Raw genomic sequence first — 12,763 nt, forward strand, 5'->3', positions numbered from 1 at the left:
TCAGTTCTGCCAATTGATATTCTCCCCCTGGATAAGAGGGTATCTGGCAAGCTCTGCGCCGTCCAAATTCTCCCTGTTCATATCCACTGCATTTACCTGATGACCCTCGTAGGTATTGTAATAGTATATTCCCTTGTCAGCGTTGCAGCAGGACGTGTATATAGTGATCTCATATTTGTCAGATGCCACCTCACAGCATCCCCTCTGCTGATCCACAGAACCGAGTATATGGAAAAACTGGCTCACACTCTCAGCCTCAGAATCTCCAGACAGACTGTTCTGCTTCACAAATGCCACCCTGGCAAATCTTGACGTCGATGACAGATCCCCAGGAAGTCCTATTGCTCCCATGCCACGGCTGTAAGTATTCAGTCCCACCTCCGGTGCAAATGTGTTCACCGGCTGCTTTGGTGACAGTCCCATATACTGATTGAGCAGGAACATCTGCTGCGGAAATGGCGGGTTGTTCGTGAGAACCCCAACAGGATTCTCATACACATGAAGTCCGTCAGCCATGCACTCCACTGTTATGGCGCCATTTCTGTCCGCGATGATCCAGTGGAGCTGCGCTGTAGGAAGCTGCTCGGAAAACGGTGTTCCTGTCAGGTTCATCCTATCCAGTGCCACCCTTGCCTCACCTACACTGGCACAGCTTCCGAGTATCCATGGAATAAACTCATACTGGGCTACATTGTCCCTGTCACCGCTCTCATCCACTTCCTGATACGCGGCATTTCCAACGAAATTCAGGCCTGCCATTCCAAGTCCCTTCTCATTTATAGCATCATAGTAGAGAGGATAGCCACCCGCCACATGTGCCATTCCTATCATGGCATAATGGCTGTCCTTCCTGCCCATATATCTGAATTCAAACGGGTAATTTCTCGGAGTCACGGTGATCTCATCGCCGTACGAGAATTCATAATCAAGTGTTCTTCCAAAATAGAAATTCTTTGTCTTATATGTCGCTGCTGTACACATATTTGTCTCCTTTCAAATCTCAACAGATAATTTATATCATCATCTCAAAGCCGTAGCAGCTCTTTTCAAAGCCATAGTGCTCGTAGAAGCCATGTGCCCCTGTCCTCGGAAGTCCGGAATCAAGGGTGATAGCCTTGCATCCCCTCTGCTTTGCAAGCTCCTTTGCATGATCCAGGAGTGCCACACCATATCCCTTGCCACGGTCCTCCTCTCTCGTTATGAGACTTGGCACATAGCATGTGAGCCCCGACATCCAGAATGTATTAAAATAGTCTCCATGGCACATGCCTCTGCAAATGCCTTCATCCCATAATAAAAAAACAAAGCTACGATCGTCATCTATGACGTCCATATATACTTTGCGTATTTCTTCCCTGTCATATGTATTATATGTCCATAATTTTTCTATAAAATCAAATACAATATCAAAATCCTCTGCTGTCGCTTTTCTGATCTCCATAATTATATTCTCCTTTCCCACTGAGTTTCAGTCCACGTAAACTGACTTTGCACCATCAACTAAATTACAACCAATGCTTACATTATAAAATATCAAAGTGATTATTAACAGACCGCCACCCATAAATTTATTATAAAATATCCCGGTAAAAAGTGAGGAGGCAGATACGCACAACGCTGTATCTGCCTCCTCACTTTTATATCTTTGTCTCCACATCCGGGAATTCAAGTACTATCTCAAATCCATTCTGCCACTTTGAATTTGCCGTCACTGTGATGCCCAGGTCATGCGCCATCTCACTGACAAGATACAGTCCCATGCCCGTTGCATGCTTCCTGTTCTCACCCGAATCACCCGTGACACCCTTCTCGAATATGTATGGCATGTCACAGCTCTTTACACCTATGCCATTGTCACTCACGGACAGCAGCTTTTTGTCCCCCGCCGTCCAGAAGTCAAATGATATCTCCGGCTGCTCATTTGTGTATTTCATGGAATTGCTCACAAGCTGACCGAGTATAAACTGCAATCCCCTGCGGTCACTGTACACCTCTCCATTCTCAAGACACTTTCTGACCCGTATGCCCTTCTCCTCAAGCAGGGATCTGTAGTCAGCTATCACCTCATCCACGCATTCTTCCACATCTATGCTCTCCATGAGATAATCCTTGGAATCGCTTTTCAGTCTGGCGTAGTAGAGCATCTGGTCCACATAGTTCTGCATCTGGCTGGTCACATTGTCCATCTTCATCACAACATTATGAGGCAGCTCATCTCTCCTGTTGTCCACCACAAATGTCAGCAGAGAGATGGGGGTCTTGATCTCATGTGCCCAGTTCTCCACATACTCCTGATAATCCCTGAGCTGTCTGCCACTCTGCATCACTGAATCTCTCAGATCGTGAAGCTCCTCCGACAGCACGCTCACATATTCCTGTTCAGAAGCCCCGCACAGGCTCCTCATTTCTATCTCGCTCTGTTCATCCGGGGCAGTGACAAATCTCCTGAACGCCTCAATCTTCTTCCTGTCCTTTATACACAGCACCGAGCACACCGCCGCGAACAGTATCACAGTGAACATGCCAACCAGCACCCTTATTCTGACAAATGCCTCTGGTGCCACAAGCCACATGAAGAAGCAGAACGCCACGTCCATCAGAAGCAGCAGACCAAGCCAGACAATATTCTGTTTTATAACAAGTCCAAATCTTTTCATATTTTCTCCACTCTGACAAGTGGGTCAGGCACCTCCGTCCCCAGGGAATATTTTGTATCCAACGCCTCTTACAGCTATGATCTTTGCCTTCATATCCAGTCCCGCCATTTTCTTTTTGAGTCTTGTAAGATTCACCTGCAGGGCATTTTCATCTATATACTCCGATGTGCCCCACACTGCCTCACAAAGTTTCTCCTTAGACACGACATCTCCTCCGCTTGTCATAAGTGTCTCAAATATACGTCCCTGATTCTGTGGAAGCACCGCAGATCTCCCATCTATATACAGAGTGTATGTCTGAGTGTCCAGAAGAAACCCTTCTCCTTCGATCAGGTTCTGTCTGCCCTCGTACCTCTTGAGCACATTTGCCACCCGGGCCAGAAGCCGCTCACGGCGGCATGGCTTCGTGAGGAATTCATCAGCGCCCAGCTCCAGCGCATGGAGCTCGTCCTTTAGCTGGTCCCTCGATGTGAGAACCAGCACCGGGACAGAGCTCCGCCTCTTGATCTCCCGGCATATGTCAAAGCCGCTCCTGCCAGGAAGATTGATATCCAGCAGAAGAATATCCGGAGCCATGTCCAGTATCTGTTCTATTATGTTGTCAAATCCATCTGGCTTAACTGCCCTGTATCCTGCCTTTGTCAGCATATCCAGAAGTTCATCGCACATGAGGACATCGTCCTCAACCACCATCACACACTTCACCGTTTACTCAACCCTTTCCGGTGTCATCATCGCCATGAGATATCTGTTGCTTGAGCGTTTCACCGCTGTCATATAGATATATTCTACCACACACAACAGGATTATCATAACCGCAGCTATGATAAGTATCTGTTTCACACTGCCTCGCATGGATTCTGACAGGATTCCCGTGAGCAGAGCACGCACACCGAATATACTGCTGACCGCCGCCACGGCAACCGGGATTCCGAAATACCAGCCCACCTGTCTGTTTGCTGAGCTGCAGAGCATTTCGTATGTCGCGCCAAGCTTCACAAGGGTTCTGTACCTTCTGCCGGACTTTCTCTGTCCCATCAGGAACTGAACACCGATTATGGTATTTGCGATTATGAGGAACACCACCGCCAAATAAAGCGTTATATATCCTGCAGCCACCGTGTAGAACATATTTCTTCCTATGTTCTGCAGATAACTCTCGCAATCAGCGTTTATACTCTCAAAATCTATGCCGTCAAGTTTCTCATTTTCGTCCATTATGGCTTTCATGAGGCCCTTATCGTCCACGATATCCTTTTTGAGAACGGCATTTACATATAACTCGTAATTGTCATTTGTCAGTCTGGCAAATGTATCATCGTCCACGATAAGTCCGAACGACAGGGTTATCGATGAATCTGTCACAATCTTCGTGGTCTGGACCTCTCCGGTCAGATGATACTCATCTCCTCTTACATCCACCTCCGGACGCTCTGCCAATACCTCATTCAGTAAACCTCCGCGGTAATCAGTAAAGAAATCCGTATAGAGTGCCAGTTCATTCTCTCCGAGCTCCAAAGGCTCCTTTCCCGCAGTCTCAAGCACCTTGTTGTACGCACTCTCCTGGATCAGGTAAGGGTATGTCATGTATGACATGTTATTTATAAGCACGTCCCTGTCCTCTGAAACCTTGAGTTTTTCAAGTGCGGATATGACATTCCCCACGTTCACAGCATCATCATGGGACTCATTTTCACCCATCTTTATATAACCAAGCTTCATATCGAATACGTCCGAGAAATCCTCCAACACGCCGGTTTCCTCCAGTTTCGCGCGGATATTCCTGCTGTCCGTCTCAGCGTCACCCCCATATGAGGCAAATGTATAATCGAGCACATGATCCATATTCTGTCTGGATATACATATGCCAACGCCCGCACCGCAGCAGCACAGAGCGCCGAGTATGAGTATCGAGCTTATTGCAAGCGTTCCAGATTTTGTTACTACATTTTCGTGTATCTGCCTGAAACCGAACACAGCAAGTGGTTTTGAGCCATTTGCACGTCTGGCCAGTGCATCAACAAAGAGCCTGAGACCGAAAAACAGCAGGAACATGCCAACAAATCCCAGTGTTATGGTGACCGCCATATATTTTACGCTGATCCACGAATAGCCACCTATTCCCTGACAGTATGCAATGACCAGCGCAACAAGACCGAGGACTGCACTCACACCATACACAGGAGCCGGAAGCTGTTTCTTCTCTGTCTCCGGTGTATCTACAAGGAGATCGCCTATCTGCTTTCTTGCAAGCTTACCGCTCAGTATGAGAAATGCTGCAAGCTTTATCGCTACAAATCCAACAGTTGTCAGTATGACTGCCTGCAGTGAAAATGATACGTGATGATCTATAACGCCAAGACCTACCAGTCTGGCTGTGAGAAGGCTGACCACCTCAGACATCAGGATCGCTATAGGAAGTCCGATGAGCAGAGCCACTACGCTGCTGCCCAGATCCTCCGCAATCAGCAGGGCAAAAAGCTTTGATCTCCTCATCCCCATCATTATATACATTCCAAGTTCGTGCCTCCGTCGTTCGAGCTGGTATTTGCTTGCATAGTATATAAGAAAGAACAACATGACCAGTGAAAATACATAGAACACCGCCGCTATCTGAAGAAGACTGTTCACCGCATCGCTTTCAAGACTTCTCAGGAATATCATCACATCCTGATGGGACAGCGCCAATATGATATAAAATGCCACTATGGACACGACCAGCGAAGCGAAGAACAGACCATTCTCTTTCCTGCTTCTCCGGCTGTTCCTCATTGCGAGTTTAAAGAACATTTGCGCTGCCTCCTCCCATCTGCGCCATCAGCTTGAGTATCCTCTCATAAAACTCCTGCTGTGACTCTCTCTCCATATCTCTTCTGAGCTCATGGAATATCCTGCCATCCTGTATGAAGAGTATCCTCTTGCAGAAGCTGGCCGCATTTGAGTCGTGGGTCACCATAAGTATGGTAGTGTTGTCATCCCTGTTCAGTCCCAACAGTTTCTCCATGAGTGCCTTTGCATTTCTTGAGTCGAGTGCTCCGGTCGGCTCGTCCGCAAGAATGATCCCCGGATTAAGTATGAGTGCTCTGGCGGCCGCAACCCTCTGTCTCTGACCACCAGACATCTGCGATGGGAATTTGTCAAGCACGTTATCTATCTCCAGATATGATGAAAGCTTTTCCAGTCTGTTTCTGCTCTCATCCTCGGATACACCGTGTATTGACAACGGAACCATAATGTTCTCTCTGCCTGTTAGATTGTCCAGAAGTTCAAAATTCTGAAACAGATAACCTATCTCCCTGCCTCTGTACTGCGCAAGCTTCGCACCTTTAAGCGCCTGTATCTCTTTGCCCTGAAGCTCTATGGTTCCGCTGTCAGGCTTTATGACCGTTGCGATACAGTTCAGCAGTGTGGACTTTCCCGATCCACTGCTACCCATGATGCCAAGGAACTCCCCCGGCATGACCTGAAATGATATGCCGTCCAGAGCCTTAGTCTGGTTTGGCTTTTTGCCATAGTATTTCTTCAGTGATTCTATCTTTAATAAACTATCCATATTGTTCACCTTTCTTATTTTCATGGGGCCGGAGTGCTATCACGGACTTTTGCTCGTTGCCCACGTTAATACAAAAGCAGCGCCGCTCTGATATCATAATATCAGAACGACGCTGTGATTAACACTTACACCTCTTGTAAGTTTTCCTCTCGGATAATCTGTATGTTTTATTGGATCTACTCTGCATCCTCAGTCTTTGGGGTCTCATGGACATCCATGTTCTTAGGAAGCACAAGATTCAGAATGATGGCAACTATGAATACAACAGCCACACAGTTCTCAGCAAATACCGTCTGCACAATCTTAGGGAAGATCTGGATAAGGGAGCCTATTCCTGCAATTATCATCGCGCTCTGAATTTGCTGTTTTAGCTTGTTCTTTACTCATTTTCTTTCCTGTATTTTTTTGTCCATTTCAACAGAAATGATTCTACCATAGTTCGTGCAATATAGACATGTTTTTTTGTCGCTTTTTCCTAATTTTTTTAGTATAATGTAAATGCTAATTTTTAAAAATGGAGGGATAACTATGGCATGGTATGATGAGGCAGTATTTTATCACATTTATCCACTGGGACTTGCGGGAGCCCCTAAACAGAACGACTACGGTGAGCCTGTTCACCGCTTAAACACCCTGCTTCCATGGGTGGATCATATAAAGGAGATTGGCGGTTCAGCACTGTACATCGGACCACTCTTTGAGTCAGTCGGACACGGCTACGAGACTACAGATTACAAGAAGCTCGACTCCCGTCTCGGAACAAATGAGGACCTGACAGCATTTGTGGCTTACTGCCATGAACAGGGAATAAAGGTCATCTTCGACGGAGTGTTCAACCACACAGGCCGTGACTTCTTCGCATTCAAGGACATCCAGGCAAACAGAGAGAATTCACAGTACAAAGACTGGTACTGCAACGTGAATTTCTGGGGTAACAACGAGTACAACGACGGTTTCTCTTACGACAACTGGGGAGGCTACAACCTTCTCGTCAAGCTGAATCAGAAGAATCCTGCTGTCGTTGACTATATATGCGATGTGATTCGTTTCTGGGTGAGTGAGTTCGATGTGGACGGAATCAGACTTGACGCTGCGGACGTCCTTGATTTTGATTTCATGAAGGCACTGCGCCGCACAGCAAATGAAGTGAAGCCGGATTTCTGGCTCATGGGTGAGGTCATCCACGGCGACTACAGCCGCTGGGTAAACGGCGAGACTCTTCACAGTGTCACCAACTACACACTTCACAAGGCTCTGTACAGCGGCCACAATGACCACAACTATTTTGAAATCGCGCACACTGTAAGACGTCTCCAGAACATGGGAACATTAAAGCTCTACAACTTCGTAGACAACCATGATGTGGAGCGTATCTATACAAAACTTACCAATAAGGCTCATTTTGCACCTGTACATGTATTGCTCTACACTCTTCCGGGTGTGCCTAGCATATACTACGGTTCGGAATTTGGCATTGAGGGACGCAAGGAATATGGCTCGGACGACAGCTTAAGACCAGCTCTCAATATAGAAGATTACAAGGATTCAGTAAAAACTAATCCTTGTACAGCACTCATCGCCGCACTCGGCAAGGTACGTCAGGCCGTTCCTGCACTGTCATATGGCAGCTACGATGAGCTGATGCTCACCAACAGACAGTTCGCATACGCGAGGGATCTTGACGGAACACGTGTCATCGTGTCAGTGAACAACGACGATGCCCCAGCCGGAATGCACCTTGCAGCAGGTAACTGCACAGCATACATCGGCGCCCTGTCAGGCGAAAAGGTATCTGTACAGGATGGTCATATCAATATAACCCAGCCTGCAAACAGTGGTGAGATCTGGGTGCCTGATGGAACTGACCTGAACGTTAAGCCAGTTAAGATGGAGACGAAGGCTGAGAACAAGACTAAGAACAAGACTGAGAGTGAAGCTAAGACCAACACAGAAGATAAAGCAGCGTCTGGAACATCTACCGATGCAAAAGGCAATCAGGAATCTGAACCAAAGATAGAATCCAAAGACACTGTGACTGCTACAGAATCTGCAGATGCTAAGAAAAACACTACTGATATTGAGAAGAATACTACTGCCAACACCCCGGTTGATCCAGAAACCATCACAGTTGACTGGAGCAAGTCTCCGGAATCCATGACAGTTCCTGAACTTCAGGCTGCAATCCTGGCAAAGCTTGCCGGAAACGGACCTGTTGACGCACAGATGAAAAAGACAGTCGTAGATAATATCTGGCACGACTCTCTCGTCAATTGGCTGAAGAGTTTCAGATAAAATTACGTAGAAACAGCCAGGTGCATATTCTCCAAATTGGAGAACATACACCTGGCTATTTTTTCACCTAAAAATCAACAAATTGCAGCCTGCGGCCATCAAACCTGATATAACCATCAAAAAAACTGCTGACCATATCGCCTGACTGCTGAATATACCACTGTTTTCCAGATAAAATTCGTACGGATTTTCTGGGTTGATATAAAGATATACCACATCGCCTTTACTTATATTCAGTCCATATACATATGTCTGCTCATACACTTTATACTGCTTATCCCTGTATGTAAATTCAAATACTCCCGCCTCCGGATATCTTCTGCCGGCTCTCATATCCTGTCTCATATCTGCACGTACATCATGGCATACAGCTTTCACAGTAAATGAACATCTTCGCTCAAGCGCTTTTCTCTTACATATCACAGAGAGCAGTGTTATTGCACTGACCACAAAGAATGCACAGGCAAATATCTCTGCATAAAATGCTCCAACATTGCAATTTTCTCTCCCCAATATCCGTTCCGGGAGCAATACTATCTTATCCGCAAAAGAGCCATCTTTCACAGCACACGCCGCCCATATCAGCGCCGATGCAGCACCGGCAAACACAGATATGAACACTATACCGATGATGCTCCCCCGCTTTCGCTTCTTAATCATCGGAATAAGAGTCTTTAGAATTATGACAAGAACTATCCCGGCAAAAAACTGCCCCACAACAAGCATAACAGCATCCGTTCCGATCTCACTTGCAACAAATCCGGCTATAATACTGGCAACAAACCATATGCCAAATATTACGCCTCCAATTTTCTCAGGCATAGAAACATTTTTTTCTTCTAAATTGTTATTTCCCATATACCCCACCTCTCAGCAAATATCCCGCAGCGATCCTACTGCTCCCTGAACTTTATCTCGCCCGTAGCAGCGTCCATGCTGTCCACTATCGCAAGCGACTCAAGATGATATCCGAGATTCCTGATGACCTGCCCACCTGTCTGGAAGCCCTTCTCAACTGCGATTCCGATTCCCTCTACGCTGGCGCCTGCTGACTTGACTATGGAGATGAGTCCCTGAAGCGCACATCCATTTGCAAGGAAATCATCTATGATAAGAATCTTGTCCTCCGGATTTATAAATTTTTTGGATACGATAACCTGATTCTTACACTTGTGTGTAAATGACTCAACCTCTGCCACATACACATCGCCCTCTATATTAATGCTCTTTGACTTCTTCGCAAATACAACAGGCACGTCAAAATGTCTGGCAACAACACAGGCAATGCCTATTCCGGATGCCTCTATAGTAAGGATCTTGTTGATCTCTGTTCCCTCAAATCTCTTCTTGAACTCCTCACCGATCTGATCAAACAGACGTATATCCATCTGGTGGTTCAGGAAACTATCCACCTTGAGAACATTGCCCTCCTTTACTATTCCATCCTTAGTTATTCTCTCTTCCAAAAAATTCACGTCGTAATTCCTCCTTGAATACCTGTCAAATACGAATCCGTCCGTACTCGCTCATTCTCTAAGTTCCAAACGCCATCTTCACCAACACTTTTATGCCATACGGAAATTATCCTCATCTCAATCTGACGTTACTGATTCGTATGTAATCATAATTATAGACATAATACAACAACAATCTAAGTTTTTCCACCCTAATTATATACATTCATATACAACTTTTACATGCGGTGTATTCAAGTAAATCACCACCGAACACAAATCTCACAATCACTAGATAAGTCCCCTGTTAGATGCCTCCCTAACCGCCCCGGCCTTATCAGTCACCCCGAGTTTCCTGTACACCTGGTTCAGATGATACTTTACATTCGCCTCCGACATGTTGAGTCTGTCCGCTATCTTCTGTCTGGACAGCCCCTCTGCCTGCAGTTTAAGTATGGCTGTAGCAGTCTCACTGAGTTGAACATCATCCACTCCCGCTTTCATATATCCGGGGTAGTATCTCGTCATACTCTCAGTCTCCTTCTGCAGTTGTCTGAAATATGCCCTTCTTGCGGCTATCTCCTTATCGTCAGCACCATCTTTCTCGACTTTCCATCCACAGGTATTTATAAGAGTATTCACCGCCGCACCTTCTCTGGATATAATCCTTGTGAAGCTATATTCCATCGCAGTATCCATAGCATGGCACATCGCCTTTTTCCAGTCATCATTTTTTAATCGCTGCAAAGCTACAGCCATCAGCACACTACATTCTATCCCTATATACGTACGGGACATCATCTCAGCATAATATCTCAGCTTTGTCAGCAGCGAATATGCCTGTTCATTCCGTCCGCTTTGAAGGTATACTCTCACTTTGGTTAGATAGATAAACCTGTCATATATCCTGAATTCAACATTTTCATCCGGAGCATTTTCCATCCAACCTGTAACACAGGCTCTATCTCCTCTGTACAGGCTGCATCTGGTCTCAAATGCATATATATTGGGAAGGAGATTTTGTCCTTCCTCTTTTTCAGCCTTTCCCTCTATTCCATTCAAAACCTCAAGAGCCTCCTGTGGCTTTCCGTTCTGCAAATGCAGCCACGCCAATATACCATCAGCAACAAAGCACTGCTCGATTTTTCCTCCTGCTTCCGCCTGCATTCTGCCCTTTGCCGCAAGAGTTGCCACTTCATAATTATCTCCGCTCTTTTCAAGAAAACTCTCCGCCAAAGCAAGATTTACAAGGCCTTTTCCATATTTTCCAAGCACAAACTCAACTATCCTGCCAACCTTCGATGCCAGCTCTCTGTCTCTCTTGCTCCACTCACAGAAATCTTTTCCACCGTTCATCATTGAAGGCAGATTGGATGTAACCGACCATTCCTGTATTCTTACCTCCTTATTAAAGACCATTGTGTATGCTGACTTCAAAAGCTTTAATACATCAACACTTCCTCTGTGCGGCAGACCAATATCCAGATACAGCAAAAGCCCCTTTGCATTTTTCCTGGCACTTCCCTGGTTTTCATCTGCATATAATTTTAGTCTGTCGTACCATCTTTCACTCTCATCAGGATTTAGAAGGAGTGACTGCAGCATGCTCATACCACACATAAGCTCAGGACTTTTCTCGATGACATGATCCGGAAGTTCCAGGTAATATTTTTTCAGATCATAGTAATAACCACTGTTCGCCGCATGTCTGGCATTATCGACAAGTATTGAAACTATTCGCTCTGTAACTCCTGCATTTTCATACATCTCTAGAGCTTTCCTTATATCTCCGTTAAGTCTGTAAAACAGTCCGGCATTCTCATACAGGCCTCTTATACGCTCTTTCTCGTACTTCCGCTTAAGACGTCTGCGCATAGAGACCCTCATGTGAAACTGCAGTTGATATTGTGTATTGCCATCCTTATCCATCCGGCTGGTCATAAAGTTTCCAAGCCACTTTGCCCTCTCGATCAAAAGCTCACTGTCACTTCTTCCGGTTATCATCTCAGCCTGTTTTGTTGTAAACTCATCCACCACGGATATTTCCATGAGAAATTCCTGCATTTCCACATCCCAGTTATCATACACATGATACTCAAGGTAATTACACATCTCATCCTCAACGCGTCTCGAAAAATCATTATACATATCATCTGTTATCTCGCTTGTATATGCCATTTCCATGTATTTGATGTGGCACATCTCCACAGCCAGCGGAAGTCCTGTAGTCTCATAGTACATTCTCTGCACTTGTGCCTCATTGATACTAAATCCAGCGTATTCAGCATACTTCTTTATATCCTCCAGACTGAACATAAGCAGCTTGCTGTCCACCACATAAAATCCTTCTTGAAATCTTACAGCAGAAAGCCATGGGGGAACCGGACACCGGCCAACGAGTATAACCCATACGTCTTCTCTTCTAATGAGTTCTATGATTTGCTCCCTCACTGTGTCCACATCCCCCCATGAGAGCTCGTGCAGATTATCTATGACAATTATTTTTCTTGCGTTGCTGCTTTCTACCACAAGGTCATCCGGTCTGATACCGCCGGCATCCACCACCATGTACTTACGTGTTCCAAGATATCTGCTGACAAGAGTCGTCTTTCCCGAACCACTGACCCCGAATATATATGCAGTTACATTCCCTTCATCCGCTGTCTTCAGAAGCCTCCAGGCTTTTTTCGGTTTTATAAAACAGCCTTTATTACCCGAAGCCGTATTCCCCATATGTACAAATCTCCTTTTCTCACTTTTTAATCCCGGTATAGATAATCAACACCCTGTATATATCAGCAAAGGTG

The 12,763-nt window shown here is 45.7% G+C and carries 11 protein-coding genes; 1 reads left to right on the forward strand and 10 read right to left on the reverse strand.

What is annotated here, in order from left to right:
* The 7 genes from bsh to DXB91_RS10135 all read right to left on the reverse strand — a co-directional run bounded on the left by bsh (nucleotide 1) and on the right by DXB91_RS10135 (nucleotide 6,557).
* Nucleotides 1–981: a choloylglycine hydrolase gene (bsh, locus tag DXB91_RS10105; RefSeq protein WP_118017838.1), complete on the reverse strand. Its 981-nt coding sequence runs from the start codon at nucleotides 979–981 to the stop codon at nucleotides 1–3.
* Nucleotides 982–1,012: 31 nt separating this feature from the next.
* A complete protein-coding gene (locus tag DXB91_RS10110; protein ID WP_118017840.1) occupies nucleotides 1,013–1,441 on the reverse strand; it encodes a GNAT family N-acetyltransferase in 429 nt (142 codons plus the stop codon).
* A gap of 196 nt (nucleotides 1,442–1,637) precedes the next feature.
* The gene (locus DXB91_RS10115; RefSeq protein WP_015534065.1) at nucleotides 1,638–2,657 is read right to left on the reverse strand and encodes a sensor histidine kinase; all 1,020 of its coding nucleotides are present in this window, start codon (nucleotides 2,655–2,657) and stop codon (nucleotides 1,638–1,640) included.
* 24 nt (nucleotides 2,658–2,681) lie between these two features.
* Entirely contained in the window at nucleotides 2,682–3,350 is a 669-nt protein-coding gene (locus DXB91_RS10120; RefSeq protein ID WP_004849887.1) for a response regulator transcription factor, read from the reverse strand.
* Nucleotides 3,351–3,365: 15 nt separating this feature from the next.
* On the reverse strand, nucleotides 3,366–5,447 hold the full coding sequence (locus DXB91_RS10125; RefSeq protein WP_118017842.1) for an FtsX-like permease family protein: 2,082 nt from the start codon (nucleotides 5,445–5,447) through the stop codon (nucleotides 3,366–3,368).
* Nucleotides 5,437–6,210: an ABC transporter ATP-binding protein gene (locus tag DXB91_RS10130; protein WP_004849881.1), complete on the reverse strand. Its 774-nt coding sequence runs from the start codon at nucleotides 6,208–6,210 to the stop codon at nucleotides 5,437–5,439. Before DXB91_RS10130 ends, DXB91_RS10125 begins: the two co-directional genes overlap by 11 nt.
* A gap of 176 nt (nucleotides 6,211–6,386) precedes the next feature.
* A complete protein-coding gene (locus DXB91_RS10135) occupies nucleotides 6,387–6,557 on the reverse strand; it encodes a hypothetical protein (RefSeq protein ID WP_158564597.1) in 171 nt (56 codons plus the stop codon).
* A 181-nt stretch (nucleotides 6,558–6,738) separates the two neighbouring features.
* Between DXB91_RS10135 and DXB91_RS10140 the strand changes: the two genes are divergently transcribed.
* The gene (locus DXB91_RS10140; protein WP_118017844.1) at nucleotides 6,739–8,502 is read left to right on the forward strand and encodes an alpha-amylase family glycosyl hydrolase; all 1,764 of its coding nucleotides are present in this window, start codon (nucleotides 6,739–6,741) and stop codon (nucleotides 8,500–8,502) included.
* 63 nt (nucleotides 8,503–8,565) lie between these two features.
* Here the strand turns inward: DXB91_RS10140 and DXB91_RS10145 are convergent, their stop codons facing one another.
* From DXB91_RS10145 to DXB91_RS10155, 3 genes are all read right to left on the reverse strand, one after another.
* On the reverse strand, nucleotides 8,566–9,360 hold the full coding sequence (locus DXB91_RS10145; RefSeq protein WP_004849874.1) for a hypothetical protein: 795 nt from the start codon (nucleotides 9,358–9,360) through the stop codon (nucleotides 8,566–8,568).
* 35 nt (nucleotides 9,361–9,395) lie between these two features.
* The gene (locus tag DXB91_RS10150) at nucleotides 9,396–9,977 is read right to left on the reverse strand and encodes a xanthine phosphoribosyltransferase (RefSeq protein WP_004849872.1); all 582 of its coding nucleotides are present in this window, start codon (nucleotides 9,975–9,977) and stop codon (nucleotides 9,396–9,398) included.
* Between the two features lie 270 nt (nucleotides 9,978–10,247).
* Nucleotides 10,248–12,689 (reverse strand): LuxR C-terminal-related transcriptional regulator, encoded by a 2,442-nt coding sequence (locus DXB91_RS10155; RefSeq protein WP_118017846.1) that lies wholly within the window; start codon nucleotides 12,687–12,689, stop codon nucleotides 10,248–10,250.
* Between the last annotated feature and the right edge of the window lie 74 nt (nucleotides 12,690–12,763).

It is taken from the genome of Coprococcus sp. OM06-34AC (assembly GCF_003462545.1).
In the GTDB taxonomy this organism is placed as follows: Bacteria; Bacillota; Clostridia; order Lachnospirales; family Lachnospiraceae; genus Coprococcus; species Coprococcus aceti.

What these genes read in the sequence shown, in the direction of transcription:
- bsh (WP_118017838.1), bottom strand. Translation starts at nt 981, where the DNA reads ATGTGTACAGCAGCGACATATAAGACAAAGAATTTCTATTTTGGAAGA.
- DXB91_RS10110 (WP_118017840.1), bottom strand. Translation starts at nt 1,441, where the DNA reads ATGGAGATCAGAAAAGCGACAGCAGAGGATTTTGATATTGTATTTGAT.
- DXB91_RS10115 (WP_015534065.1), bottom strand. Translation starts at nt 2,657, where the DNA reads ATGAAAAGATTTGGACTTGTTATAAAACAGAATATTGTCTGGCTTGGT.
- DXB91_RS10120 (WP_004849887.1), bottom strand. Translation starts at nt 3,350, where the DNA reads ATGGTGGTTGAGGACGATGTCCTCATGTGCGATGAACTTCTGGATATG.
- DXB91_RS10125 (WP_118017842.1), bottom strand. Translation starts at nt 5,447, where the DNA reads ATGTTCTTTAAACTCGCAATGAGGAACAGCCGGAGAAGCAGGAAAGAG.
- DXB91_RS10130 (WP_004849881.1), bottom strand. Translation starts at nt 6,210, where the DNA reads ATGGATAGTTTATTAAAGATAGAATCACTGAAGAAATACTATGGCAAA.
- DXB91_RS10135 (WP_158564597.1), bottom strand. Translation starts at nt 6,557, where the DNA reads ATGATAATTGCAGGAATAGGCTCCCTTATCCAGATCTTCCCTAAGATT.
- DXB91_RS10140 (WP_118017844.1), top strand. Translation starts at nt 6,739, where the DNA reads ATGGCATGGTATGATGAGGCAGTATTTTATCACATTTATCCACTGGGA.
- DXB91_RS10145 (WP_004849874.1), bottom strand. Translation starts at nt 9,360, where the DNA reads ATGGGAAATAACAATTTAGAAGAAAAAAATGTTTCTATGCCTGAGAAA.
- DXB91_RS10155 (WP_118017846.1), bottom strand. Translation starts at nt 12,689, where the DNA reads ATGGGGAATACGGCTTCGGGTAATAAAGGCTGTTTTATAAAACCGAAA.